Origin of the sequence: Microbispora sp. H10836 (assembly GCF_012999525.1) — a bacterium.
GTDB lineage: Bacteria > Actinomycetota > Actinomycetes > Streptosporangiales > Streptosporangiaceae > Microbispora.
On the sequence record NZ_JABBWU010000033.1, the window covers coordinates 1 to 25,730 of the forward strand.

Sequence of the window (25,730 nt, forward strand, 5' to 3'; positions counted from 1 at the left end):
GGGGCTACTCCGCCAGGTTCGGCATCGTGCACGTGGACTACGACACCCAGGTGCGCACGCCGAAGGCCAGCTTCCACTGGATGCGGGACTTCATCACGGACCCGGTCGTCACCGCGCCCGTCACCGCCCGCCCCGCGACCACCGCCCCGGTCGACATCCTGGTCGCCGGCACCCCCAGGGGTGAGCGCCCCGTGGGGGGCTGAGAGACACCTGCCCGGATTGGCCGGCCGCGCCCTGGCGTGTGCCGGTCAATTCCCCTTTTGATGCGCCGAATCCTGATTAATCAGCTACGTTGTGATCAACGTACGAGCGCATCAGGGCAGGACTAATGAACAAGGAGCAGGGCCCGCCGGGAATCGACGTGACGGTCCCCAGCGTCGCCCGGATCTACGACTATCTCCTCGGTGGCAAGGACAACTTCGCCGTCGACCGGGCCGCTGCCGAGAAGCTCATCGAGCTGACCCCTAACGCGCGAGAGGGCGTGCGCACCAACAGGCGCTACATCCGCCGTGCGGTGACCCTCATGGCCCGGGCGGGCATCCGTCAGTTCCTCGACATCGGCGCCGGGCTGCCGACGCAGGAGAACGTCCACCAGGTCGCGCTCGGCGAGGCCCCCGACTCGCGCGTCGTCTACGTCGACAACGACCCGATCGTGCTCGCCCACGGCAGGGCCCTGCTGGCCGACAACGCCCAGACGATCGTCGTGGACGGCGACCTGCGCGAGCCCGAGGCCATCCTCGGCGATCCCCGGATCAACGAGCACATCGATTTCGGCAAGCCGGTGGGCCTTCTCATGGTGGCCGTGCTGCACTTCATCCCCGGCACCGAGGACGCCGAGCGCATCGTCGGCACACTGCGCGAGCGGCTCGCCCCCGGCAGCGCGATGGCCATCAGCCACCTGTCGTACGGCGACCTCGACGAGGAGAAGATCCGCGAGGGACGCGAGCTGTACAAGGGCACCTCCGCCGGGGCGGTCACCCCGCGGACCCACGCCGAACTGCTGCGGTTCTTCGACGGGTTCGACCTGGTGGAGCCGGGTCTGGTCGTGACCGAGGAGTGGCGGCCCGAGCCCGGCGAGCCGAAGCTGCCGAGGATCCCCGGGGTCGACGGCTACGCCGGCGTCGGCCTGCTGCGCTGACGGGGTCTTCGACGAGCCGGCCCGCCGCGTGACAGCGGCGGGCCGGTCACCGGATCAGTCGGCCGCGATCCACAGGTCGGGGCCGAACACCTCGTAGTGGATGCCGGAGGCGGGCACACCGCGCTCGACCAACTGCGCGCGCACCGCCCGCATGAACGGCAGCGGCCCGCACAGGCAGGCCACGACGTCCCGGGGCAGGTCGATCGCCGACAGGTCGGCCAGGCCCGCGTGCTCCGCGTCACCCGCGTGCCGTGGGTCGAGGTCCTCGTACCACCGGTGCAGGGTGGCGCCGGGCAGGTCCGCGACCAGGTCCGCGAGTTCCTCGCGGTGGATGTGGGAGTCCGGGGAGCGGTCGGCGTGCACGACCACCACCCGCCGCTCCGACCCGGTGGCGACGAGGTGGTCGAGCATCGACAGGATGGGGGTGACCCCGATCCCCGCCGAGGCGAGCAGCAGCGGGCCGTCGCCCTCGGGCAGGGTCAGGTCGCCGAAGGGCGCGGAGACCGCGAGCACGTCACCGGCCTGGACGTGTTCGTACAGCCAGGTGGAGACCTCGCCCTCGGGGGCGCCCTCGCCGCGCGCCCGCTTGACCGTGATCCGCCAGTCGCCGCGCTCCGGGGCGTTCGACAGGCTGTACTGCCGGATCTGCCGCGCCCCGTCGGGCAGCGTCACCTGGACGCTGACGTACTGGCCCGGCCGGAAGGACATCGGCAGGTCCGGGTGCAGGAGGAAGGAGACCGCGTCCGCCGACTCGTCGCGCCGCTCGACCACGGTGGCCCGCGTCCAGCCCCGGCCCGCCTCGCGGTAGAGGTCGCGCTCCAGGCCGATCAGCGTCTCGGCCATCAGCCAGTAGACCTCGTCCCACGCCTGGGCGACCTCGGGCGTGACGGCGTCGCCCAGCACCTCGCCGATGGCGCCGAACAGGTACTTGTGCACCACGGCGTACTGCTCCTCGGTGACGCCGAGGGAGGCGTGCTTGTTGGCGATCCTGGACAGCATCGTTCCGGGAAGCTGACCGGGGCGCTCCACCAGCATGGTCGCGAACGCGGCGATCGAGCCCGCCAGCGCGACGCGCTGCTCGCCGTTGGCCTGGTTGCCCCGGTTGAACAGGTCGCGCAGCAGCTCCGGGTTGTCCGCGAACATCGTGTCGTAGAAGCGGGCGGTGATGTCCTGGATCGCGCCCGCGATCACGGGCAGGGTGGCGCGGACGGTCGCGGCCGACTCAGGGGAGAGCATGGCTTCCTCCAAATTGGTATCCAAGATGCAAATTAAACGCCGTGGACTTGCCGTATCTTCCTGTTCGCGCAGGTCAGGTGAGAGTGAGCAGCACCGGTCTCGACGAGGAGGAGACCAGTTGATCCACGGTGATCGGATCGAGGGAGGCGTAGAAGGCCTGCTGTGCCGAGCGCAGTGCGGCGCGCAGGCTGCAGGCGGCCCGCAGCGGGCAAGGGGTCTCCCCCTCGCAGGTGACGACCTCCCCCTCTCCCTCCAGTTCGCGGACCAGCCAGCCGATCGACGCCGTACGGCCGAATCCGGTCAGCTCCAGACCACCCCCGCGGCCCCGGCGGGCCTCCACGACGCCGAGGTGCTGCAGGCGGGCGATGGCCTTGGCGGTGTGGTTGTAGGGGATCGCCATCGCCTCGGCCACCTGGCGGGTGGTGAGCGACGCCCCGGGCTCCAGGACCGCCAAGCGCATCGTGACGCGCAGGGCCAGGTCCGTGAACTTCGTCAACCGCACGTCTCGACGCTAGCAAATCGGTATCCAGCACTCCAATTTGGGGTGCACGGGACGGCCTGAAGTTGTCGGTGCCGCGATCTAGGGTTGGGCGCGACAGGATCCGTGACGAGAAGGGGGAACCCATGACGACCCTGGCTGGTCGCCCGAACACCGCGCTGCTGGTCATCGACGTGCAGAACGGCGTGGTGGCAGGCGCCCCCAACCGCGACACGGTGATCGCGAACATCGACACCCTGGTCGGCAAGGCGCGCGCGGAGGACGTGCCGGTGATCTGGGTGCAGCACTCGGACGACCACGATCTCAAGCGGGACAGCGAGAACTGGCAGTACGTGCCGGAGCTGGTCCGCCGCGACGCGGAGCCGCTCGTCCACAAGAGGTACGGCGACTCGTTCGAGGACACCGAGCTGGAGGCGCTGCTCGCCGAGCGCGGGGTGGGCCGACTCGTCGTCACGGGCGCCCAGACCGACGCGTGCATCCGCTCGACCCTCCACGGGGCCTTCGCCCGCGGATACGACGTGACGCTGGTCGGCGACGCGCACACCACCGAGGACCTCACGGCCTACGGTGCGCCGGCTCCGGAGCAGGTGATCGCGCACACCAACCTCTACTGGCAGTGGCAGAGCGCCCCCGGCCGCCGCGCCGGGACCGTCGGCACGGCGGAGGTGACCTTCGCCGCGGGCTGAGACTCCGCGCTCGCGGGCCCCGCTGACCGGATGTGACGCGGGGACGGCTCCCGCGTGGTTCACCGGCAACCAGGAGGGTGCCCTCCGGATTCCGGCGCGGCTGAGGGGGCATCACCCCGGGTGAGCGGGCCGCGGGTGGGGACGGTGCCGCTCGCCGTCGAACGTGAGCGTGGTGGACTTGACCGCAGCCGCCTGTCCCGAAGACCTCGTCCGGGCCGTCCGGGCGGCCGGCGTCCGTGACGAGCGCCTGCTCCAGGCCGTGCGCTCGACCCCGAGAGCCGGTTTCGTCCCCGCCGAACACGTCGCGCACGCGTACGAGGACGTGCCGATCCCCATCGCGCACGGGCAGGTGACCACCCAGCCGTCGCTGTCCGCGAACATGATCGAGGGGCTGGGACTCACCGGCCGGGAGCACGTGCTGGAGGTCGGCAGCGGCCTCGGCTACCAGACCGCGCTGCTCGCCCGTCTCGCCGCCGACGTGGTCAGCGTCGACCTGTGGCCCGACCTCGTGCGCGCGGCGCGGCGCAACCTCGCCCGGCAGGGCATCCGCAACGCGGAGGTGCTCGTCGGCGACGGCGGCCAGGGAGTGCCCGATCACGCCCCCTACGACGCCGTCATCGTCTCGGCGGCCTTTCCCACGGTGCCCGCGCCGCTGGTCGAGCAGTTGCGGCTCGGCGGCCGTCTGGTGCAGCCGATCGGCACCGGCGGCCGGGAGGAGGTCGTGCTGTTCGAGCGCACCGTCATCGGCCTTGAACCCCGCCAGGTCCTAACGCTGGCCCGCTTCGTCCGCCTCCACGGCCGTTACGGCTACCCGTCCTGACCATCCGGAAATCCGGAACACCCGAATGGCCGATTCGGGTAATCACACCTGTCCGTCCGGTGGACGGGGTGCGGCGAACCCCCGCAGGCATTCTGAAAGGGGTGAATTATGGTGTCCGGGTGCGCCTCGATCGCGCATGATGTGGTGAAGTGTCTGCACCGGTTCCATTGAGCCCGCCCTGGCATACGACCGCATCCCGAGCCTTCATCATTCGGGTCGAGTTCGACGCGCCGCAGGCGTTCGAAACTCGGTCGCATCGTGACGGCGAGCGGCTACGGCCGAGTGGCAGGGGCGGGAGAGGCGGGGGTCAGGACAATGGGGCGGGCTGTCACACCGAATCGCCTGGCCGTGGTCATCTCATTCGGGCTGATCGCGCTATCGGCGGTAGGGGCGATCTACGTGACCTACGCTACCGGCGGTTCCGCGGCGAAAGGCGGCTCGCACGTCACGCCTGAGACGGCGCACGCCTCTCGTTTGTCGCGTTCGGCTCACCCGGACGTGGTGCGCCCACCTCGCATCGCTGCCCGAGACGTCAAACCCTGTAAGAAGGGGTCGTCCGCCACACGGTGCATCAGGCGGGCCGCATATCGCAGATGCGAAAAAGCCTCCTTCGAAGGGAAGGGTTGCGCAAGCCACAGGGCTCTGCGAGGGCAGGCGAGGTCGTTGCTGGCCGACTGCCGGGAGGGCTATGTGATCTGGGAGGAGGCCGATATGTGCGGCGAGGCGAAGGACGTCGTCGTGAACAGATATCTGGATTGCCGGTTCGCCGGCGCGAAGGAGCCCGAATGTGAAGCGTCCGCGGTTTATGGGGCCTGCACTTACCGAGGGGGCGGCAGCCTCCAATGCGCCGACGCCCTTGGTGTCTACGCCCGCTGTCGTGCTCTCGATGGAGTGCCGAGGTATGTCTGCGTCGAAGGAGACATCGAATATGAGCGGTGCAGGAATGCGTGGAGTGTCACCGTGGACGGTGACGTCTGCGTGGGCGCGACGCAGGTATACGAGGAATGCAGGCCGCGATTCCAGGTTCGTGAGTGCGAAGGCAGGCGGGATGAATACGCCCAATCCCATTGGCGTTGATCCTTTTTCATCCTGATCGCGCCGCTCAGGATCGGCGCAGGAGGCGGGCGGGCCGGATGAGTGCCGCACGATCACCATTCCCCGGCCTTCGGCCAGGGTCCGCTCAACGGGTGCCGGGGATGCGGTCGGCGAGGGCGGCGTGGCGGTCGCGGAGCTCGCGCTTGAGGATCTTGCCGCTCGGGTTCTTCGGCAGCGCGTCCACGAACGCGACGGCCTTGGGCACCTTGAACGCGGCGAGCCGCGCCCGGACGTGAGTGCGCAGCTCCTCCTCGGTGATGCTCACGCCCGGCTTGGTCACCACGATCGCGACGACCGCCTCGATCCAGCTCGGGTGGCGGACCCCGACGACGGCCACCTCCGCTACCGCCGGGTGCTCGTAGATCACTTCCTCGACCTCGCGGCTGGCGACGTTCTCCCCGCCGGTCTTGATCATGTCCTTGATCCGGTCGACGACCGTCAGGTAGCCCTCCTCGTCCATCACGCCGAGGTCCCCGGAGTGGAACCAGCCGCCGCGGAACGCCTCGGCGGTCTTCTCGGGGTCGTCCAGGTAGCCGAGGATCGCGTGCGGGCTGCGGTGCACGATCTCACCGATCTCCCCGGGAGCGACGTCGTTGCCGTCGGCGTCCACGACCCTGGTCTCGACGTTCAGGGCGGCCTGGCCGGCCGAGCCCGCCTTGCGGATCTGGTCCTCCGGCTGCAGCATCACCGCGACCGGCGCCATCTCCGTCTGGCCGTAGAAGTTCCACAACCTTACGTCCGGCAGCCGCTCGCCGATCTCCCTGAGCACCTCGACCGGCATGATCGCCGCGCCGTAGTAGCCCTTGCGGAGCGAGGACAGGTCACGCCGCTCGAAGTCCGGGTGCCGCAGCAGCGAGATCCACACCGTGGGCGGGGCGAAGAACTTCGTCACGCCGTGACGCTCGATCGCCTCCAGCACGGCGGCGGGGTCGGCCCCGGGGAGGATGTGGCTGGAGGCGCCCAGCTGGATGTCCGGCACCAGGAAGCAGTGCTGCTGGGCGCAGTGGAAGAGCGGCATCGCGTGCAGTTCCACGTCGTCGCGGGTCATGCCGCCGTCGATGACACAGCTGGCGTACTGCGCGATCAGCGCGGCGTGGGACAGCACGGCGCCCTTCGGGCGTGACTCCGTGCCCGAGGTGTAGAGGATCTGGGCGGGGTCGTCCGGCCCGATCGGCACGACCGGCTCGGCCACGTCCTCGGCGAGCAGAGAGCCGAACGGCTCCCAGCCCTCGTCCGCCGTGCCGTACACCATGCGCAGCCGCAGCCCGTCGGCCTGCTTGGCCGCGTCCCGCGCCACGGGCAGCAGGGAGTCCTGCGCGATCAGCGCGACCGCGCCGGAGTGGGACAGCACGTAGGCGATCTCGTCGGCCCCGAGCATGAAGTTCACCGGCACGAGGACGGCCCCGGCACGGGCCACGCCGAAGATCGTACGCACGTAGTCCACGCTGTTGCGGGACAGCACGGCCACCCGGTCTCCGGGACGCACGCCCCGCGCGGCCAGCGCGCCCGCGACCCGCGTCGCGTCCTCGTCGAGCTCCGCGTACGTACGGGATTGGGCAGGGGGGGATTGGGCCGCGTCCGCCACGGCCAGGCGGCCGGGGTGCCGCCGGGCGGAGCGCCTGAGCAGGTCCGCGAGCGACTGGCGGCGGGCGAGGGCGACATCCGGCGACGCGGGGGACATGAGCGGCTCCAACACCAGAACAGAGGAAACTTCTGGATCAGCCTAGTGAGAAGCGCTCGCCTTGGGGAGGGGCCGCCCCCGGCTCTGCCCGAGCACCCCGGCTCTGTCCACCCGCCCCGCCCTGCCCATCCCGCCTCGGCTCTGCCCACCCCGTCCCAGGCCCTTGCCGCGACGGCCGGGACCACTTGCCGCGGTGGGCCGAGGCGTCGCCCCCTCGTATCAGGACGGCGGCGAGCAGCGCCGCCAAGGTCGTGGTAGTCCTGATCCGGTGTCGATCACGGATGAGGAACTGGCCCTGACGGCGGCGCAAGCCGGAGCCGCCGTCGTGCGCGCCATGTACGGGACGTCGCTGACGCGCTTCGCGAAGTCCGCGGGCGACTTCGCCACCGCTGCGGACATCGAGGCGGAGAAGGCCATCCTCGACGTCATCCGCGCGGCGCGTCCGGACGACGCCGTGACCGGGGAGGAGAGCGGACGCACCGGCCGGGACGGCGCGGAGCGCATGTGGCTGGTCGATCCTCTGTGCGGCACGCTGAACTACGCCGCGCGCAGCATGCTCGTCGCGGTGAACGTCGCCCTGCGTGTGGGTTCCGCCACCACGGCCGCGGCCTGTGCCGACCCGTTCGGCGGCGAGGTGTTCTGGACCGACGGCGCCCGCGCGTACGTCCGCCGCGAAGGTGTGGACGAACGGCTCACGCCGTCGGCCGACTCGCGGCTGGTGGACGTCAACCTCGACCCGCCGTTCCCGAACGCGCCGGCCTTCCACGCCGCCCGCCTCCTCGCCGAGCCGGGCTTCGCCGCGCGTTTCCGCCCCCGGGTCGTCTCCACCACCCTGGCGGTGACGTGGGTCGCCGCAGGTCGCCGCGCTGCCTACGTCACCGACGGGCACCTGCGCGACAGCGTGCACTTCGCGAGCGGGATCGCGCTGTGCCGGGCCGCCGGATGCGTGGTGACCGGCATACACGGCGAGCCACTGCACACCGGCGCCGGCGGGCTCGTCGTGGCGGCCGACCGGGAGACGCACAGCGCGCTGCTGGAGATCATCGCCCGCGCCGATCGGTGAGCACGGTCAGGCGGCCGTTGCCGGAGTGGCCGCGGGGGTGAGGTCAGCAGGGCCGCGCCCATGCCCACGAGCGCGGCGACCGGCGGGGCCAGCGCGACCGGGTGTAGTACGCGTACCTTCTCCTGTGCCCGGACCAGGCAGTACGCCGCCAGCGTGAGCAGCAGCACCAGCAGCGCGTCGGGGTCAAGGCCGTCCAGCTCTCGCTGCCCGCCTCTTCGTGAAGATCCGATGGAGGAACCCGCCGGCGTGCCGGTGGCTCAGATGCTTTCGGGCTTGCCCTCGTCCACCGGGTAGGTCTTCTCCCACGAGGCGCCGCAGTGGCAGCTGCTGTGCTCCAGCAGCTGTCCGTCCTCGGTGACGGCGTAACCGTCGGTGAGCCGGACGTGAACGTGCACGCTCATGGGGCCGCCTTTGTCCTCGGTGGGTCCTGGCCCGGGCACTACCCGAGCCGGTAAGGGCATAGAGAACTATGTAATGATTTGACCGATTTGAGCAAGGCGAACGCGTCGCGGGTTCGTAACGACCTCAGCGAAAACCTGCGATTGGACGGCTTGAGGCCGAATTCGGAGGATAGGACCCAGAACTCTGATCTGTGTCTAGAAGGGGGATCTTCCATGCGGACTCGCCGCATCGGCGACGTGCAGGTCGGCGCGATCGGTCTCGGGGGCATGCCGATGTCCATCGAGGGGCGTCCCGACGAGCAGCGCTCCATCGCGACCATCCACGCGGCGCTGGACGCCGGGGTGACGCTGATCGACACGGCCGACGCCTATCACCTGCACGCGGACGAGGTGGGCCACAACGAGCTGCTCATCGCCAAGGCTCTGGCGAGCTACGACGGGGACACCTCGGACGTGCTGGTCGCCACCAAGGGCGGGCACCTGCGCCCGGGTGACGGCTCGTGGACGCTCAACGGCTCGCCCGACTATCTCAAGCAGGCCTGCGACGCCTCGCTCAAGCGGCTGGGCGTCGACGCGATCGGCCTCTACCAGTTCCACCGGCCCGACCCGCGGGTGCCGTACGAGGAGTCGGTCGGCGCGATCCGCGACCTGCTGGACGCGGGCAAGATCCGCTACGCCGGCATCTCCAACGCGAACCCCGAGCAGATCCGCCGGGCGGGCGACATCCTCGGCGGCCGTCTGGTCGGCGTGCAGAACCAGTTCTCCCCGTCCTTCCGATCCAGCGAGCCGGAGCTGGAGCTGTGCGCGGAGATGGGCATCGCGTTCCTGCCCTGGAGCCCGCTCGGCGGCATCTCCCGGGCGGGCGAGCTGGGCTCGCGTTTCGCGCCCTTCGCCGAGGTGGCGCGGGCCCACAACGTGAGCCCGCAGCAGGTGTGCCTGGCCTGGATGCTGGCCAAGGCGCCGGTGGTGATCCCGATCCCCGGCTCGTCGCGGCCGGAGACGATCCTCGACTCGGTCAAGGCGGCAGACCTGGAGCTGTCGCCCGAGGAGCTGTCCAGGCTCGACGCCGCGGGCTGAGGATCACCTCACTCGTCCGCCGCCCAGTGACGGTGCCGGGCCGCCGCGGCCAGCGCGGCGGCCCGCGCCGCCTCGGTCGGCGTGAACGGCAGATCCGGCCGCCGCGCCACCAACGCGGCGCCCGCGTGCACGGGAATGGTCATCACGGCCGGTCCCTCCTCAAGAGCCGGCTCGCCGGGCTCGTGCCACCCGACCTCGGCCGTGCGCAGCAGCTCGGTCATGGCCGCGACCAGTTCTCCCGGGTCGTCGCGTACGCGCTGACCCAGCAGCAGCGCCTGGATGCCGGGGTCGATGAGGTCCCTGACCTGGGCGGGCACGACGACGGCGGCCACCCCGCCGGCCCGGTCGACCGCGCGCCACAGGTCGAGGGGCGTGAGCGTGGCCGGGGCCTCGACGATGAACTCGTCCAGCGCGTCGCAGTCTCCCGTCGTCATCGCCGCGCTGCCCGCGGGAGCGATCTGCAGGGCGAGGATGTTGCAGTGCAGCCGGGCGAACGCCCCGGCGAGTGCGGCGAGGCGGCCGGGGCGCTCGGCGACCCCGGCCCGCACCCGCCACAGGCTCGTGGGCTGCTCCGCCCTGACGCGGGCGCGCGGCCGTACGGCTCCCGTGGCCGACAGCCGCCGGTGCGCGGCGGAGCCGAGGATCAGTGCCAGGCCGAGGCCGACGAGGACCACCGGGCCGGGGTCCCGATGGCCGAGCAGGGTGGTGATCACGTGGGCGAGGCCGACGGCGAGGAAGAGCGCGGCCAGCTCCGCGATCTCCCGGCGCCAGGATCGGACCCCGTGGGGGATATGCGGGCCGGGAGACGCGTGCCCGCCCCCGTCGGCGGCATTTCTCGGTTCGCTCATATCCGGAAGTCTGACCAGGCGTTGTTACATGGTCACGGTCCGTGGAATGTCGCCCGCATTAATCCGCTTTCACACGGCCGCCGTTCTCGCGGCCAGATCATCCGCACAAAGGTCAGCCCGTCCTGACCCACAGGCAGAACGGGTGCCCGGCCGGATCGAGGTAGACCCGCACGTCGTCCTGCGGCTGGTATTCGGCGAGGGTCGCGCCCGCCTCGGCGGCGTGGGCGCCGGCCGTGTCGAGGTCGTCCACCTCGATGTCCAGGTGGAGCATCATCTGCTGCTCCCCGGGCTCCGCGGGCCATACGGGCCGCTGGTAGAGCTTCTCGGTCTGGAACGACAGGCCCGTCCCGCCGCCGGGCGGGCGTAGCGTCACCCATCCGGGCTCGTCGTCGTCGATCGGCCAGCCCAGCAGCCGCTGGTAGAAGACCGCCAGTTCGCGTGCGTCGGGTGCGTTCAGCACCGCCGCCGTCAGGGTCAGGCGTGGGGCCATGCGTCCTCCTGAGATCGTCACCGTGCCGCTGCCCCGTTGCCCAGGGATGAATCTCGGGGGATGATCTTCAAGGCCATCGAATGCATGGGAGCGATCCCATCGGCGAGGAGCGACGCATGGACGACTTCGGACGCGCACCGGCGGGCATCGATCCCTCCGTCCCCAGCGTCGCCCGGATGTACGACTACTACCTGGGCGGCAAGGACAACTTCCCGGCCGACCGGGAGGCCGCGGAGAAGATGCTCGCCATCGGCCGGCAGATGGGCAACGACGGGCGGGAGATCGCCCGGGAGAACCGCGGCTTCCTCGGCCGGGCCGTACGGCACCTGGCCCGGTCGGGCGTCACCCAGTTCGTCGACATCGGCGCCGGACTGCCGACGCAGGAGAACGTCCACCAGGTCGCGCAGCGGTACGCCCCGGGATCGCGGGTCGTGTACGTCGACAACGACCCCGTCGTCCTGGTCCACGCGCGGGCGCTGCTGGCCGACAACCGGGACACGACGGTCGTGAGCGGTGACCTGCGCGATCCCGGCGCCATCTTCGACGACCCGGCGGTGCGGGCCCACATCGACTTCACCCGGCCGTTCGCCGTCCTCCTGGTCTCGGTGCTGCACTTCGTGACCGAGGACGAGGCGGCCGACCGCATCGTGGCGGAGATACGCGAACGGCTGGTCCCGGGCGGCCACCTGGTGCTGTCGCACATCTACAAGGGCGACATCCGGGAGGAGGTCGTCGAGGCGAGCAAGCAGGTCTACTCGGCCACCCCCTCCGGAGGGCTCGCGGGCAGGTCACTGGCGCGGATCGCGTCCTACTTCGACGGTCTGGAGATCATCGAACCCGGCCTCGTCCCCGTGCAGGCGTGGCGGCCCGACGTCCCCTGGGACGTGCCGACGGACCCGGGCGACTCCGGCATCGTGGGAGCCGTCGGCCGCAAACCCTGAGCGGCCTACCGCAGGGCGCGGGTGAGCACGTCGAGGGTGATCTCGATGACCTCGTCCGCGTCCGCCGTCACGGTCGCCGGGTCGTACGCCGCGACGTCCGGCATGAGGCGGCGGGCCCCCGCCTTCAGCACGCCCCACGCCAGCTCGGCCCGCAGCGCGGGGTGGTCGGCCCCGGCCTCGCGCAGCGCGTCGGCGAGCGGCGTGATCAGCTCGCCGTGCAGCTCGTCCAGCCGGAGCCGGCACTCGCCCGGCAGTCCGATCGCCTGCAGGGCCGGGATCAGCGCGTAGTCGGGGCTGCCGACGAAGTCCAGCGCGGCCCTGCCGTACGCGCGGATCCTGGCGGGCAGCGAGCCGTCCGGCGCGGCGGTGGGCGCGATGGCGTCGCGCAGCCGGGCCGACCAGCGGGGGAGGGCGTCCTCCACGAGCTGCGCCAGGATGTCGGCGGTGGAGGCGAAGTAGCGGTAGACGCTGGAGCGGGCCAGGCCGATCCGGGCGCCGACGGCCGCCGGGGTGAGCGCGTGCACGCCCTCGGCGGCCAGGATCTCCCGCGCCGCCTCCAGCAGGGCGGCGTGCTGGTTGGCCCGGTGATCCGCGACGGTCGCCGCGCTGATCCTCGGCATCTCCCCCTCCAGGGCTCCTACAGGTCCGGGTCGCGACCTCCAGTATCCGGCCCGCCCGCCGCGACCCGCTCCGGCGCCTCGTCCCGCACGACCGGTGTGCGGGGGAGCAGGAGGGTGACGCCGACTCCGGCCAGCAGCGCCAGCGCCGTGATGAACGTGACCCTGCGGGTGGCCTCCGAGGCCGCCTCGACCGCCGCCGCGTGGATCGCCGGGTCGCGCAGCGCGGGGATGGCGGCGCCGGCGCTCTCCTCGACCATGCGGGCCGTGCTCGTGCGCACCTGTTCCGGCCGGTCGGCGAGCCCCCGCTCGACCGCGGAGCCGAGCCCGGACACCAGCACCCCGCCCAGGACGGCGATTCCCAGCGCCGCGCCGAGCTGGCGGACCGTGCTCTGGAGGGCGGACGCGCCACCGGACAGACGGGCCGGCACGTCGGCCATGAGGACGCCGGTGAGCTGAGCCGTGGCGAAGCCGATGCCCGCGCCGTAGAGGAGCAGCCACGGCACGGGCCGCCAGGGGCCCATGTCCGGAGACAGGGACAGGCCGATCCCGGCCGCGCCGACGGCCTCCATGCCAAGGCCGATCCGCACGATGGCCCGGGGGGACAACTTCTTCGACAGCGGGGGGACCAGTCCGCCCGCGAGGAAGGTGCCGAGGGCCAGCGCGGCGATGACGAGCCCCGCCCGGAAGGCGGTGTAGCCGAGCGCGGACTGCAGGAAGAGCGGCAGCACGAGGATCATGCCGAACTCGCCGAGCGCCACGATCACCGCGGCCATCGCGCCGTAGCGGAAGCTCGGCAGCTCGAACAGCGTCAGGTCCACGAGCACGGGCCGCCCGGCGCGCTCGCGCCGCCGTTCGCGCACGACGAGGGCGACCAGCGCGAGGATGCCGACGCCGAAGGCGAACGGCACGGGGGAGACGCTCTCGAACCGCAGGCCGAACAGGTCGGCGGTCCGCCGCGGCTCCCACCAGCCGTACTTCTGGCCCTCGATCAGGGCGAAGACGACGCCGGTCGTGCCGAGTACGGCGAGGACGAGCCCGGCCAGGTCGCCGCCGGCCGCGCGGCCGTCGCGCGACTCGGGCACCCGCAGCGAGCCGAGCAGGAGCAGCGCGCCGATGGGCAGGTTGATCCAGAACGCGGCCCGCCAGCCGTGGTCGGTGACCAGCCAGCCTCCCACCAGCGGGCCGACGGCGGCCATGCCGCCGATGATGGAGCCCCACACCGCGAAGGCGATCACCCGCTGGCGGCCCGCGTAGACGCGGTTGATGATCGCGAGGGTCATCGGGACGGCCATCGCCGCCCCGGCCCCCTGCACGGCCCGGACGCCGATGAGCATGGGCCCGTTCACCGACATCGCCGCCAGCACGCTCGCCAGCAGGAAGACCGCGACACCCAGGGCGAACAGGCGGCGTCTGCCGTACCGGTCACCGGCACGGCCGAACGGGATGAGCAGTGCCGCGAACATCAGCGAGTAGATCGAGTTGACCCACTCCACGTCGGTGGCGCCGAGGCCGAGGTCGGCGATGATCGCGGGCACCGCCACGTTCACGATCGTGGCGTCGACGACGACCATCGACACGCCGGTGGCGAGTACGACCAGGGGGAGCCAGCTCTGGCGCGAGTTTGGCGACGACATGTCGCGAACTATAGCAACGCTGTGTCGCCAAACTCCTCACGAGGTGGCGCGGCGGGCTCGGGCGCGGCGTTTGCCCTCGTGCATGGCCTGGACGCGGGCGACCGGGATCGTGTGGCCTTCCTCGATCAGGTCGCGGGGCAGCCGCTGGGGCTCCGGCATGAGCACGGCCCAGGGGTCGCTCTCGCGCAGCAGGCCCGCCGCCGTGCGCACGGTGAAGTCGCCGGGCGTGACCCGGTCCAGGTCGTCCCAGGCGACCGGGAACGACACCGGGACGCCGGGCCGTACGCGCGGGCTGTAGGCGGCGACCACGGTCGCGCCGCCCGACCGGGTCGAATCGACGAACACCCTGTCCCCCCGGTCCTCCCGGATGAACGCCGTCGTGGCGAGGGCGGGGTCGAGGCGTTCCGCGCGTACGCCGAGCGCGCGGGTGGCGGCGGCGACGTCCTCCGTGGTGTGCGCCTCCAGCGGGACGAACACGTGCAGGCCCTTCGCGCCGCTGGTCTTCACCGCCCCGGCCAGGCCGGCGTCGGCCAGCGCCCGGCCGACCAGGCGGGCGGTGGCGACGGCCTGCGGGAACGCCTCGGCCGACGGCGGGTCGATGTCGAGCACGAGATGCGTGGGACGGTCCCACTCCCCGGCGCGGACGAGGGCCGGGTGATACTCCACCGCCCGCTGGTTGGCGAGCCACAGCAGGGTGCGCCGGTCGTCGCACAGGGCGTACGACACCCGCCGCTGTGACGACTCGGCCCACAGGGTGACCGTCCGCACCCAGTCCGGGGCGTACGAGGGCACGTTCTTCTGCATGAACGGCGCCTGCCCCTGCCGCACCCGCACCACGGACAGCGGGCGCTCGCGCAGCACCGGGATGACGCGGTCGCGGACCGCGTCCAGGTAGTCGACCAGGTCGCGCTTGGTCGCGCCCGCGCCGTCGAAAAGCGGCTGGTCGAGGTTGGTCAGCGTGACTCCGTCGCGAACCTCATCGCTGGTCATCCGATCACCATGCCCGTGACCGGCCGCCGGAATCAACGCCCCCAGATATTCGCTCAATATATGAGACATATTTGCTCAAATATCGAGACGTGTGAAACCGTGGCCGGCATGGCGAACGAAACGGCCGTGTACACCCACGGCCACCACGAGTCCGTTCTGCGCTCCCACCGCTGGCGTACGGCCGCCAACTCGGCGGCGTACCTGCTGGGTGCGCTGAAGCCCCACATGCGGATCCTGGACGTCGGCTGCGGCCCGGGCACGATCACCGCCGACCTGGCCGAACTGGTGCCGCGGGGCGAGGTGATCGGTGTCGACAGCGAGCCGGGCGTCCTGGAACGGGCACGCCGAGAGGCGGAGGGGCGCGGCCTGGGCAACGTGAGCTTCGCGACCGCCGACGTGCACGCGCTCGGCTACCCCGACGCGTCCTTCTGCGTCGTGCACGCCCACCAGGTCCTGCAGCACGTCGGCGACCCGGTGAGCGCGCTGCGCGAGATGCGGCGGGTGACCAAGCCGGGCGGGATCGTGGCGGTCCGTGACTCCGACTACGCCGGTTTCGTGTGGTATCCGCGGATCCCGGCCCTGGACGACTGGCTGGACCTCTACCGCCGGGTGGCCCGCGCCAACGGCGGCGAGCCCGACGCCGGGCGCCGTCTGCGCGCCTGGGCCAGGGAGGCGGGCTTCACCGAGATCACCTCGTCGTCGGCCACCTGGTGCTATGCCACCCCCGAGGAGCGGGCCTGGTGGGGCGGCCTGTGGGCCGACCGCACGGTCCAGTCCTCCTATGCCGGCCGCGCGATCGAGGGCGGACACGCCACGCGGGACGACCTGCGCCGGATCGCCGGCGGCTGGCGGGAATGGGCCGCGAGCGAGGACGGCTGGTTCAGTGTCCTGCACGGCGAGATCCTCTGCCGCGTGACCTGACCCGGGTGAACGCCGGGGAACGGCCCCCGCAGCCCCGCCACGGCCGCGCCGTGCTTGCCTCCGGCGCGGACGGGGGACGGTGCCAGTGGGGCCTTGAGGGGGGAACAGCGATGACGCTGCGGATCGTGGCAGGGACGGCCAACCGCCCGCTCGCCGCCGCCGTCGCGGCCGCGCTCTACCGGGAGCCGTCCGTCCCGGTGGTCGAGCGGTTCCCGGACGGCGAGTCGCGGCCGGTCGTCACCGGTGTCAGGGGCGCGGACGTCTACCTCGTCCAGCCCACCGGGCCGCCCGTCGACGAGCACGTCATGGAGGCGCTGCTGCTCGCCGACGCCTGCCGCCGGGCCGGCGCGGCCCGGCTGACGGCGGTCATGCCCTACGTGGGGTACGCCCGGCAGGACCGGCGCCGCCGCGAGGGGGAGGCGATCGGGCTGCGGGTGGTGGTGGCCGCGCTCGCCTCGGCCGGGGTCGAGCGCTTGATCGCGGTCGACCCGCACACGGCCGCGCTGGAGGCGGTGTGCCCGATGCCCGTGGAGACGCTGACGGCCGTGCCCGCCCTCGCCCGCACCGCCGGGTGCGGGCTGCCGGAGGACGCGGTGGTGGTCGCGCCCGACCTCGGCGCGGTCACGCTCGCCCGCCACTACGCCGGCCTGCTGGCGCGGCCCGTCGCGCTGGTGCGCAAGACGCGGCTGACCGGGGCGGACGTGCGGGCCGAGCAGGTCTTCGGCGACGTCACCGGCCGCCCCGCGCTGGTCGTGGACGACATGATCAGCACGGGCGCGACGATCGTGGCGGCCGTCGAGGCCCTGCTCGCCCAGGGAGCGGCGCCGCCGTTCGCCGTCGCCGCGACGCACGGCCTGTTCGCCGGGAACGCGCGGGAACGGCTGGGCGGTGCGGAGATCCGGAGCGTGATCCGGAGCCTGGTCGTCACCGACACCCTGCCGCAGGACCACGCGGCCCTGCCGTCGCTGGAGGTGTGCCCGGTCGCCCCGCTGCTGGCCGAGGCGATCGGCCGCCTTCACCGGGACGAGGGCATGGACGACCTGCTGTCCGGCGCCTGACGCCGCCCGGTGGCGGCGGGCGGCCAGGGGGGAGGATAGGAGTGTGACATCCAGGACGCGGAGCCGTACGGCGGCGGACGGGGACCTGACCCGCCTGCCGGACCGCGCGTGCCGCCTCGTCGAGACCCTGGGCGGCCGGTTCTCCCGTGAGATGGGCATCGACGTCGACCGGGGGGACCGCGAGGTCGAGCGGTGGCTGCTCGCGGCGACGCTGTTCGGCGCCCGGATCTCCGCCGCGATCGCCGTACGGACCTACCGGGCGATGGCCGAGGCGGGGGTGCGCGGGATCTCCGACGTCGAGGGCCGCACCTGGGAGGAACTGGTCGAGATCCTCGATCGCGGCGGCTACGCCCGTTACGACTACCGCACGGCCACCCGCCTGCTCCGCCTCGCCGAGTCGGTGGGTGGCGAGGTCGGCGCGCTGCGCGGGGGCGGCCTGGACGAGACCCGCGCCGCGCTGCACGCGCTGCCCGGCTGGGGTCCGGTGACGGTCGCGCTGTTCCTGCGCGAGCTGCGCGGCGTCTGGCCGGGAGTGGACCCGCCGCCGGACGACCGGGCAGTGGAAGCCGGGCGGCACGCCGGGCTGCTCGGCGCGGGACCCCACCCCGTCGATCGGCTGCGGGAGATCGCCGGCGAGGCGGGGCTGGACGTGCGCGACCTCGAAGCCGCCCTCGTCCGCCTGTGGCTGGCCCATCACAGGGGCTTCCCCCACTGCCCGGGGGGCGCCCGCTGTGCGGTACTCACCGAGGAGGGGTGAGATGCGGTCGGCGGCGGGGGACCCGGTGACGCTGTTCCTGTGCGGTGACGTCATGCTGGGCCGGGGCGTCGACCAGATACTCCCGTGCCCCGGTGACCCCGCGCTGGAGGAGTCGTGCGTCCGGGACGCCCGGGAGTACGTCGAACTGGCGGAGGCGGCCAACGGCCCGATCCCGCGCCCGGTCGGCTACTCCTGGCCCTGGGGCGACGCCCTTGAGGTCCTCGACGAGGCCGCCCCCGACGTGCGCGTGCTGAACCTGGAGACGAGTGTCACCCACAGCCGTGACTTCGCGCCGGGCAAGCAAGTTCATTACCGGATGAACCCGGCCAACATCCCTGCCCTGGCCGTGGCCCGGCCCGACGTGTGCGTGCTGGCCAACAACCACGTGCTCGACTTCGGCGTACACGGGCTCACGGAGACGCTGGACGCGCTGGCGGGGGCGGGGCTGGACCAGGCGGGCGCGGGACGGGACGAGGACGAGGCGTGGCGGCCCGCGGTCGTGGCCCTGCCGGGCGGCGGACGGGTCCTGGTCTTCGCCGTGGCGATGTCGTCCAGCGGCGTCCCCGGCGAATGGGCGGCGGCCCGGGACCGGCCCGGCGTCGCCTATCTCCCCGGGCCCACCCTAGACGCCGCGGCGCAGACGGTCCGGCGCGTACGGCAGGTCAAGCAGCCGGGGGACATCGCGGTCGTCTCCGTCCACTGGGGGTCCAACTGGGGCTACGAGGTCGAGGACGACCAGGTCGAGTTCGCGCACGCGCTGGCCGAGGGCGGCGTCGACCTCGTCCACGGCCACTCCTCCCACCATCCCCGGCCGGCCGAGGTGTACCGGGACCGGCTGATCCTCTACGGCTGCGGCGACTTCATCGACGACTACGAGGGCATCACCGGCTACGAGGAGTACCGCGACGACCTGCGGCTGCTGTACTTCGTGACGGCCGATGCCGCGACGGGGCGGCTGCTCGAGCTGAGGATGGCGCCGATGCGGGCCGTGCGGATGCGGCTGCGGCACGCCCGCCGCGAGGACCGCGAGTGGCTGCTCGCGACGCTCGACGGGATCTGCCGGGAGTTCGGCGCGAGGGTCGGACCGGCGCCCGGTGGCACGCTCGCCCTCGCGCCGGCCGCGTAGGAGGTGGTCACATGCTGGTCCGCGAGATCATGACGACGCCGGTGGTGACGGTCCGGCGCACCGCGACGATCAAACAGGCCGTCCGCCTGCTGTACGAGCAGGACATCACGGCCGCGCCGGTGGTCGACGCGGCCGGGCGGATGGTCGGCGTCGTCAGCGAGATGGACCTGCTGCGCGGCGAGTTCGGCGCCAACCCCCGGGGGTTCCTGCGCCCCGAGGCCCTGCCCACCGGCAGGCCGCCCGCACTCGTCGAGGAGGTCATGACGCCGCGCGTCGCCACGGTCGGGGACGGCGCCGACACCATGGACCTGGTCGAACTGATGATCACGACGGGGGTGAAGAGCGTGCCCGTCACGCGTGACGACGAACTCGTGGGGATCGTCAGCCGGCGCGACCTGATGGGCCTGCTGGCCCAGGGCGACGAGCGGATCCGCGAGGACGTGCTCGCGGCGCTGCGCGACTGCGCCGACACGGCGTCCTTCGGCGCGGCCGTGCGCGACGGCGTGGTCGAGCTGTACGGCCCGGGAGACGAGCGGTCGGCCCGCATCGCCGAGCTGGTCGCCCGTACCGTCCCCGGCGTGGCCGACGTCGTCTTCCCCGAGGGGCTCGTCAGTTAGGTCGCGTCCCGTGATCGTTGTCTCGCCTGCCGCGCTCTTCGCGGCGGCAAAAGATCACGGGACGCTCCCTGATCGAGCCGGTCGAGGACGTCCGCGGCGAGCCGTTCGAGCGCGGCGACCTGGTCGCGGGTGAGCCCGTCGAAGAACAGGCGCCGCACGGTCTCCACGTGTCCGGGGGCCGCGGCGGTGATGACCCGGCGGCCCTCCTCCGTGATCACGACGAACGCGCCGCGGCCGTCGTCCGCGCACTCCTCCCGGCTGACGAGCCCCCGGCGCTCCATCCGGGTCAGGTGGTGGGACAGCCGGCTCTGCTCCCACTGGAGGTCGCGCTGCAGCTCGAACGGCCGCAGCCGCCCTTCCTCCCGGTCGGTGAGGTGCACGAGAACCTCGTAGTCCGCCAGGGACAGACCCGAGTCGGCCTGCAGTTGCCGGTTCAGCCGGGCCGTGACGCGGCCCTGCATGCGCAGGTACGCCCGCCAGGCGCGCTGCTCGTCCGCGTCGAGCCACCGTGGGCTGTCCATGTCTCCCAGGCTATCCGGAATCAATGACTCGTCATGTATGTTGAGGGCACCAGTAGATGACGCATCATCTACATGGCGACGAGGAAAGGGCACTCATGACCACGACCAGGCTGACCCCTCGTGTGGACATCCGCCGGGCGGCAGACCGTTTCGCGACCCGCATCTCCTGGCTGGATTCCAAGCACTCGTTCTCGTTCGGCGGCCACTACGACGCCGGCAACACCCACCACGGGCTGCTGCTGGTCAACAACGACGACGTCGTCCACCCGGGCACCGGCTTCGAGACGCACCCGCACCGCGACATGGAGATCGTCACCTGGGTGCTCCAGGGGTCCCTGGTCCACCAGGACTCCGAGGGCCACAACGGCGTCATCTACCCCGGCCTGGCCCAGCGCATGAGCGCCGGCACCGGCATCCTGCACTCGGAGAAGAACGACTCCTGGCGGCTGACCGGCGGCGACACGCACGACAAGCCCGTGCACTTCGTCCAGATGTGGGTGGTCCCCGACGAGCCCGGCATCGCTCCCGGCTACGAGCAGCTGGAGATCGAGAACGAGCTGCTGGCCGGCGGCCTGGTGCCGGTCGCCAGCGGCATGGACAAGCACGACGGCGAGGCGGCCATCCGGATCAAGAACCGGTACGCCGCGCTGTACGCCGCACGTCTCCAGCCGGGCCAGATCGTGGAACTGCCCGAGGCGCCGTTCCTGCACCTGTTCGTCCCCCGGGGAAGCGTCACCCTGGAGGGCGCGGGCACGCTGGAGACCGGTGACGCCGTACGCTTCACCGCCACCGGTGGGCAGAAGGTCACCGCCACCGAGCCCGCCGAGATCCTCGTGTGGGAGATGCACGCGACGATCGCCGCCTGACGATCCCGGAAGGAAATCCCATGGCACAGACGGAACCGCAGGTCGCCGACAACCCGGAGGCGAGCCGCTTCGAGATCACCGTGGACGGCGCCCTCGCCGGCTTCGCCGACTACCGGCTCAAGGGACCGGCGATCTCCCTCACCCACACCGAGATCGACCCGGCCTTCGAGGGCCGGGGCCTCGGCTCGACGCTGGTCCGCGCGGCGCTCGACGCCGCCCGCGACGCGGGGCTGTCGGTCCTGCCGTTCTGCCCGTTCGTGCAGCGGTACATCGCGCGGCACCCGGAGTACCTCGACCTGGTGCCCGCCGACCGGCGGGCCCGGTTCTCCCTCGACGGCGGGGAGGGATCGAAGTGAGCCCCGGGGAGCCGGCGCTGTACGGCTGCACCGTGTCGCACGGCGGCACGGGCGCGACCGAAGCGGAGCCCGAGAGCGTGCTCATGCCCGGCCACGACGTGCCGCTCGGCCGGTACACGACCGTGCGGCGGCTGCTCCCGCAGCGCCCGCGCCGGATGGTCGGCGCGTGGTGCTTCGTCGACCACTTCGGACCCGACGACGTGAGCGGCCGGCCGGGCATGCAGGTGCCGCCGCATCCCCACACCGGCCTGCAGACGGTCACGTGGCTCGCCGAGGGGGAGATCCTGCACCGCGACAGCCTCGGCAACGTCCAGCCGATCGTGCCCGGGCAGCTCAACCTGATGACCGCCGCCCACGGCATCGCCCACTCGGAGCAGTCGCCGCAGGAGCACCCGCCGGGCATGCACGGGCTGCAGTTGTGGGTCGCGCTGCCGGAGGACGCCCGGCACGGGGAGGCGCGGTTCGAGCACCACGCCGCGCTGCCCGTGCTGCGCGAGGGGAACGTCACGGTGACCGTCGTGGTGGGGGAGGCCGGGCCGCTGCGCTCGCCCGCCCTCGTGCACACCCCGCTGCTCGGGGCCGAGGTGCTGTTCGCGGGACCGGGAGAGCACAGGCTGCCGGTGGACCCGGCCTTCGAGACGGCGGTGCTGGCCATGTCGGGCACGGCCGACGTGGCCGGGGTCGCGCTGGCGCCGGGCTCGCTGCTCTACCTCGGCCGGGGCCGTACGGGGGTCCCGATCGAGGCGGCCGGCCCGGCCCGGCTGTTCGTGCTGGGCGGCACGCCGTTCGAGGAGCCCTTGGTGATGTGGTGGAATTTCGTCGGCCGTTCGCACGAGGAGATCGCGCGGGCGCGCGACGACTGGGCGCGGGGCGACCGCTTCGGCGTCGTCCCGGGCGGGGAGCGTCGGCTGCCCGCCCCCGAGATGCCCACCGTGCGACTGAAAGCCCGCGACCGCCACGGCCGCATCCTCAGCTGACGGACGAGCCCGCCCGCCGTCTCCCGGGCTGCTGTCCCCGTGGAGGCCTGGCCGACGACATCCTCTGCGCCGACACCGATCAGCAACGCTCGGCGCCTCATCACCGGACGGGGTGAGTCGCGTCGTCCCGTCCATGCCCGCCGCCGCGTAGCCCAGGGATGGCTCCGGGGACAGGCCGTCTCCACGCCAATCCGGTGTTCGTCCCGGGTGTGGATGCGATGATGTCGAAGACGCATTTCCCTTGTGGGTCGTCCGCAGCGAACTTTAGTCGACCCTCATCGAGATATTCGTCGAACACATCTCGCGGTCATTCGCTACACGGCCGGCCATGTGAGACCCGAGGGGCAGGAAATCTGGCGCCTATGCACGTGCACAGATGTGATACGTGCGACAGCCGTGAATCTACTACCGGATCGGCCGGAACCGCGCGGTCGCGGTCGCGGCATCGTCCGGCAGGAGACTGACTGGCGGCCCCTGTCGAGGGTAAGGGCTGGCAGGTCGTTGACGATCTCGATCCTCGCCTCTCCAGCCGTTCGCCGCAAAACTACTTATTGACAAGGCGGCCTGAATGGAGGACCGTCTGTTACGGTTGCCGCGATGGTTGGGCCGAGGAGTGTTAATGCCTAGCGATCAAGCGTTGAATCATGCCCGGCAGATGCTTGAAGAATTACGGGCGGACGACAGCGATCCGCGCCTTTCGCGTATCGACTTGATTCAAATCGCCAACTATCTGGCGCGCACAGCAGGCTCCAATGATCAATTAGGCAGCACTCTTCGCAGGGTCCATCGCTGGGCGGACGGCCAGCGAATCAGCAATGACGCGATTATCAACGTCATTCAGCGTACAGGAGGCTCGCCAAGGGTCCGGGGTATTGCGAGCGGTCTTGGCTGGCCATTGGCCGCCATGCGGCTAGTTGGGCATTGGGGCGTACAGCATCCGACGCTCATTGAGCGCTTCGAAAGTACCGTTAACGATTCTGGTCCCCTCGGCGAGAGGGTGGAGAGCGTCCTGCATGGTACCGAGCGCGATTTCTTCGACGCACTTCTCAGCATTATCGGAGACCGGGTCGTTGACAGCCCGAACGCCAGGTCTCAGATAATTGCGGCCGCAAAAGACTGCTCGAGTCTCTTCGAGGGAGATGAGTTTCCCGCAGCATCCAGGCTAGGGCCACAGCTGCATCCGAGGTCGGATTGGCCGCCACTGCGGCTTGGTACTCGAACTATCATGGGCGGACGATGGGACGAGGATCCACACGACTGGGATGGCGGCGGGTATGGCGGCGGCGGCCAAACCATCTGCGAGATCAATTCGGCGCAGTCGACTGAGGCCAATATTGCGTGTGGTGTGGTAATCACAGTCGTAGTCATTGTGATTATTGCAACGAAACTCTGAGATGCTCCGTCCATCGTGGGTCGTCGCTGTGACCCGATGCCTTCGAGTTAGATTTTCTGTTGGCGCTACCGCCGTAATCCGCGGATCTCGGCTCGACCGGCAGGACGGCCCCACCCAAACCTGCTGACTATTCAGGTGACAGCAGCGCTGGCAGCGGTCTCCCCGCCCACGGGGACTCGGCATCCGGCCGGGGTGATCGTTCCGTCTGAAGGCGGAAGGTCGCAGCAGCGAGCCAGACAACAAGACGGTCCACACCCGAGGTGGGTGTGGTTTGTGTAGAACTTACTGTTCTGTGCCGGTAGCCCCGTGGGGCGAGCGTTTGCCCAGTCGGACGATGAGGCACTGCTCGCTCGTCTCCTCATCGTTGTACTCAGGACCTCGTCCAGATCCACGCCTGGCTGTCCTCGTCGTAGGAGGGATTGCCGCCGACCGCGAAGACCGTGTCACCCCCGGGGACCTTGACCAGGTCGAGCACCGCCGGGGCGTTGCTGACCCTCGGTGTCTTCTCGTACGTCCAGGAACGCCGGTCGAAGTGCAGCAGGATCCGTTTGTTCTCGGAGTGATAGTTGGACGCGCCGAGCCACACCCCGCCGCGGCCGTCCGACGCCACGGCGTTGAACGCCACCGCGTCCGACGGAAGGCCGGGGACGGGGTTCCACCGGTCGCCGTCCCAGCGCATCAGCAACGCGGCCTGGCGCGCACCGGGCCGCAGGATTGATCCGGCGACCCAGACCTCCCGTTCCGAGACCACCGCCAGGTCCGCGAAATCGGCCGTGGCGCCGCCGGGCCGCGGGGGCGCGAGCACGACCGTCCAGCGGCGCCCATCCCAGCGTTCGACCGTCGATCCGGTGTCCCCGTAGCCGGCCAGCGCCCACAGGTCCCCGGAGGCGGTGGCGCCGAGGCGGCGGATGACCGGGCGGGTGGATCGCGGCACGACGGACCAGCCGGCGGGGGACCAGCGCGCGAGCAGGGAACGCCAGTCGGGTTCTGCGGCGGTGCCGTGGTTCTGGCCCGCGGCGACCCACACGTCCCCGGGCCCGGTGACCACCGCGGCCTCCAGTGAGACCGGGAGCCTCGAGGGTGGTCGCCCCCGAGCCGACCACCGGCCGCCGTCCCACTGCCACGCGTTCGCGTGATTGTCGAAGATCCACACGTTGCCGGCGGACGCCGCGGACACCACGGCCGGGTAGCGGAGGCCCGGCGGCAGCGGCGCGGACCGCCAGGCGCGGCCGTCCCAGCGCAGGACCGGGCCGGTTCGCCTGTTCTCTCCGGGAGCGCCAACCGCCCAGGCCTCGCCATCCCGGGTCACGGCGACACTCAGCATCACGGCACCGGCGTTGGCCGTTCTCGTCTCCGTCCAGGTTCCGCCGGACAGCGACGGGACCACCTCGGGCCGGGCCGCGGCCGTCGCGGTGCTCCGTACGTGGCCGGGGGAGTGGCGCGCGTCCACGGGGTCGCCGCCCGAGCAGCCGATCGCGGCGGCGCTCAGCACGCCGATAGCGACGAGTCGGCCGATCGTCATGATTCCCGGTCGCATCGCCCAATGATCGGCGCGGCGCGGCGAGCTGTCCCGGAAACGGGCGAACCAGCCTCGATAGGGCCCGCTTAGAAGTGCAGCTCGGTATCGGGTTGCCGACGGCGGGAGTCTCACCGGGCTCGTCCTTCACAAAAGTGCCGATGTGCCTGTAGAGCATCGAGGCCTACAGCGCGAGGCCGGGCCTGCGGTTGAGCAACGGCAGGTCCCTCAGGCGCAGATCCACGTCGTTGTCGACCGTGAGGCACTCCTGCCCCTCGCCCATCGCGGCGTCACTGTCGAACCGACGAGCAAAGCCTTCGGTCTGGAGGGCCGGATGGCGGCTGAGGGTAGCCCGAGGCCGGTGTCGCGGGCGCGGACGATCACACATTCGGCAGAGCGGACT

The 25,730-nt window shown here is 71.5% G+C and carries 27 protein-coding genes; 16 read left to right on the forward strand and 11 right to left on the reverse strand.

Annotated features, from left to right (window positions below; genetic code table 11):
- Both HHX30_RS37670 and HHX30_RS37675 read left to right on the forward strand, forming a co-directional pair.
- The coding region (locus HHX30_RS37670) for a family 1 glycosylhydrolase (RefSeq protein WP_169988704.1) at positions 1-203 on the forward strand (203 nt) is incomplete at its 5' end.
- A 125-nt stretch (positions 204-328) separates the two neighbouring features.
- Positions 329-1,138 (forward strand): SAM-dependent methyltransferase, encoded by an 810-nt coding sequence (locus HHX30_RS37675; protein ID WP_169988706.1) that lies wholly within the window; start codon positions 329-331, stop codon positions 1,136-1,138.
- A 54-nt stretch (positions 1,139-1,192) separates the two neighbouring features.
- On the opposite strand, the gene HHX30_RS37680 is transcribed toward HHX30_RS37675, so the two are convergent.
- Together HHX30_RS37680 and HHX30_RS37685 are read right to left on the reverse strand one after the other, a co-directional pair.
- Positions 1,193-2,374: a globin domain-containing protein gene (locus HHX30_RS37680; protein ID WP_169988708.1), complete on the reverse strand. Its 1,182-nt coding sequence runs from the start codon at positions 2,372-2,374 to the stop codon at positions 1,193-1,195.
- A 73-nt stretch (positions 2,375-2,447) separates the two neighbouring features.
- Entirely contained in the window at positions 2,448-2,876 is a 429-nt protein-coding gene (locus HHX30_RS37685; protein ID WP_169988710.1) for an Rrf2 family transcriptional regulator, read from the reverse strand.
- Positions 2,877-2,998: 122 nt separating this feature from the next.
- Here HHX30_RS37685 and HHX30_RS37690 point away from each other — a divergent pair, with 122 nt between their 5' ends.
- Both HHX30_RS37690 and HHX30_RS37695 read left to right on the forward strand, forming a co-directional pair.
- A complete protein-coding gene (locus HHX30_RS37690) occupies positions 2,999-3,559 on the forward strand; it encodes a cysteine hydrolase family protein (protein WP_169988712.1) in 561 nt (186 codons plus the stop codon).
- A 172-nt stretch (positions 3,560-3,731) separates the two neighbouring features.
- On the forward strand, positions 3,732-4,379 hold the full coding sequence (locus HHX30_RS37695) for a protein-L-isoaspartate(D-aspartate) O-methyltransferase (RefSeq protein WP_311923021.1): 648 nt from the start codon (positions 3,732-3,734) through the stop codon (positions 4,377-4,379).
- A gap of 1,180 nt (positions 4,380-5,559) precedes the next feature.
- Here HHX30_RS37695 and HHX30_RS37700 read toward each other — a convergent pair.
- Positions 5,560-7,155 (reverse strand): fatty acyl-CoA synthetase, encoded by a 1,596-nt coding sequence (locus tag HHX30_RS37700; protein WP_169988714.1) that lies wholly within the window; start codon positions 7,153-7,155, stop codon positions 5,560-5,562.
- Positions 7,156-7,423: 268 nt separating this feature from the next.
- Here HHX30_RS37700 and HHX30_RS37705 point away from each other — a divergent pair, with 268 nt between their 5' ends.
- The gene (locus tag HHX30_RS37705; RefSeq protein ID WP_169988716.1) at positions 7,424-8,218 is read left to right on the forward strand and encodes an inositol monophosphatase family protein; all 795 of its coding nucleotides are present in this window, start codon (positions 7,424-7,426) and stop codon (positions 8,216-8,218) included.
- A gap of 257 nt (positions 8,219-8,475) precedes the next feature.
- Here the strand turns inward: HHX30_RS37705 and HHX30_RS37710 are convergent, their stop codons facing one another.
- Positions 8,476-8,619, reverse strand: coding sequence for a hypothetical protein (locus HHX30_RS37710; RefSeq protein WP_169988718.1), 144 nt, complete (start codon positions 8,617-8,619; stop codon positions 8,476-8,478).
- A gap of 213 nt (positions 8,620-8,832) precedes the next feature.
- Between HHX30_RS37710 and HHX30_RS37715 the strand changes: the two genes are divergently transcribed.
- The gene (locus tag HHX30_RS37715) at positions 8,833-9,696 is read left to right on the forward strand and encodes an aldo/keto reductase (RefSeq protein WP_169988719.1); all 864 of its coding nucleotides are present in this window, start codon (positions 8,833-8,835) and stop codon (positions 9,694-9,696) included.
- Between the two features lie 8 nt (positions 9,697-9,704).
- Here the strand turns inward: HHX30_RS37715 and HHX30_RS37720 are convergent, their stop codons facing one another.
- Both HHX30_RS37720 and HHX30_RS37725 read right to left on the reverse strand, forming a co-directional pair.
- Entirely contained in the window at positions 9,705-10,544 is an 840-nt protein-coding gene (locus tag HHX30_RS37720; RefSeq protein ID WP_169988721.1) for a hypothetical protein, read from the reverse strand.
- Between the two features lie 112 nt (positions 10,545-10,656).
- Complete coding sequence (locus HHX30_RS37725; protein ID WP_169988722.1) at positions 10,657-11,034, reverse strand: VOC family protein; 378 nt, start codon at positions 11,032-11,034, stop codon at positions 10,657-10,659.
- A 116-nt stretch (positions 11,035-11,150) separates the two neighbouring features.
- On the opposite strand from HHX30_RS37725, the gene HHX30_RS37730 reads away from it, so the two are divergent.
- Complete coding sequence (locus HHX30_RS37730) at positions 11,151-11,975, forward strand: SAM-dependent methyltransferase (protein WP_169988724.1); 825 nt, start codon at positions 11,151-11,153, stop codon at positions 11,973-11,975.
- A gap of 5 nt (positions 11,976-11,980) precedes the next feature.
- On the opposite strand, the gene HHX30_RS37735 is transcribed toward HHX30_RS37730, so the two are convergent.
- From HHX30_RS37735 to HHX30_RS37745, 3 genes are read right to left on the reverse strand one after another with little or no spacing between them, the layout of a single operon-like run.
- The gene (locus HHX30_RS37735) at positions 11,981-12,595 is read right to left on the reverse strand and encodes a TetR/AcrR family transcriptional regulator (protein ID WP_169988726.1); all 615 of its coding nucleotides are present in this window, start codon (positions 12,593-12,595) and stop codon (positions 11,981-11,983) included.
- A 17-nt stretch (positions 12,596-12,612) separates the two neighbouring features.
- Positions 12,613-14,229, reverse strand: coding sequence for an MFS transporter (locus HHX30_RS37740; protein WP_169988728.1), 1,617 nt, complete (start codon positions 14,227-14,229; stop codon positions 12,613-12,615).
- Between the two features lie 36 nt (positions 14,230-14,265).
- Entirely contained in the window at positions 14,266-15,219 is a 954-nt protein-coding gene (locus tag HHX30_RS37745) for a DNA polymerase domain-containing protein (protein WP_169988730.1), read from the reverse strand.
- A gap of 108 nt (positions 15,220-15,327) precedes the next feature.
- On the opposite strand from HHX30_RS37745, the gene HHX30_RS37750 reads away from it, so the two are divergent.
- The 5 genes from HHX30_RS37750 to HHX30_RS37770 all read left to right on the forward strand — a co-directional run bounded on the left by HHX30_RS37750 (position 15,328) and on the right by HHX30_RS37770 (position 19,698).
- On the forward strand, positions 15,328-16,140 hold the full coding sequence (locus HHX30_RS37750; RefSeq protein WP_169988732.1) for a methyltransferase domain-containing protein: 813 nt from the start codon (positions 15,328-15,330) through the stop codon (positions 16,138-16,140).
- A gap of 110 nt (positions 16,141-16,250) precedes the next feature.
- Positions 16,251-17,198: a ribose-phosphate pyrophosphokinase gene (locus tag HHX30_RS37755; protein WP_169988733.1), complete on the forward strand. Its 948-nt coding sequence runs from the start codon at positions 16,251-16,253 to the stop codon at positions 17,196-17,198.
- Between the two features lie 43 nt (positions 17,199-17,241).
- On the forward strand, positions 17,242-17,955 hold the full coding sequence (locus HHX30_RS37760; RefSeq protein WP_169988735.1) for a hypothetical protein: 714 nt from the start codon (positions 17,242-17,244) through the stop codon (positions 17,953-17,955).
- 1 nt (position 17,956) lies between these two features.
- Complete coding sequence (locus HHX30_RS37765) at positions 17,957-19,081, forward strand: CapA family protein (RefSeq protein ID WP_169988737.1); 1,125 nt, start codon at positions 17,957-17,959, stop codon at positions 19,079-19,081.
- Positions 19,082-19,092: 11 nt separating this feature from the next.
- Positions 19,093-19,698, forward strand: a complete 606-nt coding sequence (locus HHX30_RS37770; RefSeq protein WP_169988738.1) for a CBS domain-containing protein — start codon at positions 19,093-19,095, stop codon at positions 19,696-19,698.
- On the opposite strand, the gene HHX30_RS37775 is transcribed toward HHX30_RS37770, so the two are convergent.
- A complete protein-coding gene (locus HHX30_RS37775) occupies positions 19,695-20,219 on the reverse strand; it encodes a MarR family winged helix-turn-helix transcriptional regulator (RefSeq protein WP_169988740.1) in 525 nt (174 codons plus the stop codon). The genes HHX30_RS37770 and HHX30_RS37775 overlap by 4 nt on opposite strands.
- Positions 20,220-20,314: 95 nt before the next feature.
- On the opposite strand from HHX30_RS37775, the gene HHX30_RS37780 reads away from it, so the two are divergent.
- The 4 genes from HHX30_RS37780 to HHX30_RS37795 all read left to right on the forward strand — a co-directional run bounded on the left by HHX30_RS37780 (position 20,315) and on the right by HHX30_RS37795 (position 23,811).
- Positions 20,315-21,085, forward strand: a complete 771-nt coding sequence (locus HHX30_RS37780; protein WP_169988742.1) for a pirin-like bicupin family protein — start codon at positions 20,315-20,317, stop codon at positions 21,083-21,085.
- Between the two features lie 20 nt (positions 21,086-21,105).
- On the forward strand, positions 21,106-21,441 hold the full coding sequence (locus tag HHX30_RS37785) for a GNAT family N-acetyltransferase (RefSeq protein WP_169988743.1): 336 nt from the start codon (positions 21,106-21,108) through the stop codon (positions 21,439-21,441).
- Positions 21,438-22,418 (forward strand): pirin family protein, encoded by a 981-nt coding sequence (locus HHX30_RS37790; RefSeq protein ID WP_211593330.1) that lies wholly within the window; start codon positions 21,438-21,440, stop codon positions 22,416-22,418. Before HHX30_RS37785 ends, HHX30_RS37790 begins: the two co-directional genes overlap by 4 nt.
- 619 nt (positions 22,419-23,037) lie before the next feature.
- Positions 23,038-23,811 (forward strand): hypothetical protein, encoded by a 774-nt coding sequence (locus HHX30_RS37795; protein WP_169988745.1) that lies wholly within the window; start codon positions 23,038-23,040, stop codon positions 23,809-23,811.
- Positions 23,812-24,181: 370 nt separating this feature from the next.
- On the opposite strand, the gene HHX30_RS37800 is transcribed toward HHX30_RS37795, so the two are convergent.
- Entirely contained in the window at positions 24,182-25,348 is a 1,167-nt protein-coding gene (locus HHX30_RS37800; protein ID WP_169988746.1) for a hypothetical protein, read from the reverse strand.
- Positions 25,349-25,730: the final 382 nt, after the last annotated feature.

What these genes read in the sequence shown, in the direction of transcription:
- HHX30_RS37675 (WP_169988706.1), top strand. Translation starts at nt 329, where the DNA reads ATGAACAAGGAGCAGGGCCCGCCGGGAATCGACGTGACGGTCCCCAGC.
- HHX30_RS37680 (WP_169988708.1), bottom strand. Translation starts at nt 2,374, where the DNA reads ATGCTCTCCCCTGAGTCGGCCGCGACCGTCCGCGCCACCCTGCCCGTG.
- HHX30_RS37690 (WP_169988712.1), top strand. Translation starts at nt 2,999, where the DNA reads ATGACGACCCTGGCTGGTCGCCCGAACACCGCGCTGCTGGTCATCGAC.
- HHX30_RS37700 (WP_169988714.1), bottom strand. Translation starts at nt 7,155, where the DNA reads ATGTCCCCCGCGTCGCCGGATGTCGCCCTCGCCCGCCGCCAGTCGCTC.
- HHX30_RS37710 (WP_169988718.1), bottom strand. Translation starts at nt 8,619, where the DNA reads ATGAGCGTGCACGTTCACGTCCGGCTCACCGACGGTTACGCCGTCACC.
- HHX30_RS37715 (WP_169988719.1), top strand. Translation starts at nt 8,833, where the DNA reads ATGCGGACTCGCCGCATCGGCGACGTGCAGGTCGGCGCGATCGGTCTC.
- HHX30_RS37720 (WP_169988721.1), bottom strand. Translation starts at nt 10,544, where the DNA reads ATGAGCGAACCGAGAAATGCCGCCGACGGGGGCGGGCACGCGTCTCCC.
- HHX30_RS37725 (WP_169988722.1), bottom strand. Translation starts at nt 11,034, where the DNA reads ATGGCCCCACGCCTGACCCTGACGGCGGCGGTGCTGAACGCACCCGAC.
- HHX30_RS37730 (WP_169988724.1), top strand. Translation starts at nt 11,151, where the DNA reads ATGGACGACTTCGGACGCGCACCGGCGGGCATCGATCCCTCCGTCCCC.
- HHX30_RS37735 (WP_169988726.1), bottom strand. Translation starts at nt 12,595, where the DNA reads ATGCCGAGGATCAGCGCGGCGACCGTCGCGGATCACCGGGCCAACCAG.
- HHX30_RS37740 (WP_169988728.1), bottom strand. Translation starts at nt 14,229, where the DNA reads ATGTCGTCGCCAAACTCGCGCCAGAGCTGGCTCCCCCTGGTCGTACTC.
- HHX30_RS37745 (WP_169988730.1), bottom strand. Translation starts at nt 15,219, where the DNA reads ATGACCAGCGATGAGGTTCGCGACGGAGTCACGCTGACCAACCTCGAC.
- HHX30_RS37750 (WP_169988732.1), top strand. Translation starts at nt 15,328, where the DNA reads ATGGCGAACGAAACGGCCGTGTACACCCACGGCCACCACGAGTCCGTT.
- HHX30_RS37755 (WP_169988733.1), top strand. Translation starts at nt 16,251, where the DNA reads ATGACGCTGCGGATCGTGGCAGGGACGGCCAACCGCCCGCTCGCCGCC.
- HHX30_RS37765 (WP_169988737.1), top strand. Translation starts at nt 17,957, where the DNA reads ATGCGGTCGGCGGCGGGGGACCCGGTGACGCTGTTCCTGTGCGGTGAC.
- HHX30_RS37770 (WP_169988738.1), top strand. Translation starts at nt 19,093, where the DNA reads ATGCTGGTCCGCGAGATCATGACGACGCCGGTGGTGACGGTCCGGCGC.
- HHX30_RS37775 (WP_169988740.1), bottom strand. Translation starts at nt 20,219, where the DNA reads ATGGACAGCCCACGGTGGCTCGACGCGGACGAGCAGCGCGCCTGGCGG.
- HHX30_RS37780 (WP_169988742.1), top strand. Translation starts at nt 20,315, where the DNA reads ATGACCACGACCAGGCTGACCCCTCGTGTGGACATCCGCCGGGCGGCA.
- HHX30_RS37785 (WP_169988743.1), top strand. Translation starts at nt 21,106, where the DNA reads ATGGCACAGACGGAACCGCAGGTCGCCGACAACCCGGAGGCGAGCCGC.
- HHX30_RS37795 (WP_169988745.1), top strand. Translation starts at nt 23,038, where the DNA reads ATGCCTAGCGATCAAGCGTTGAATCATGCCCGGCAGATGCTTGAAGAA.
- HHX30_RS37800 (WP_169988746.1), bottom strand. Translation starts at nt 25,348, where the DNA reads ATGCGACCGGGAATCATGACGATCGGCCGACTCGTCGCTATCGGCGTG.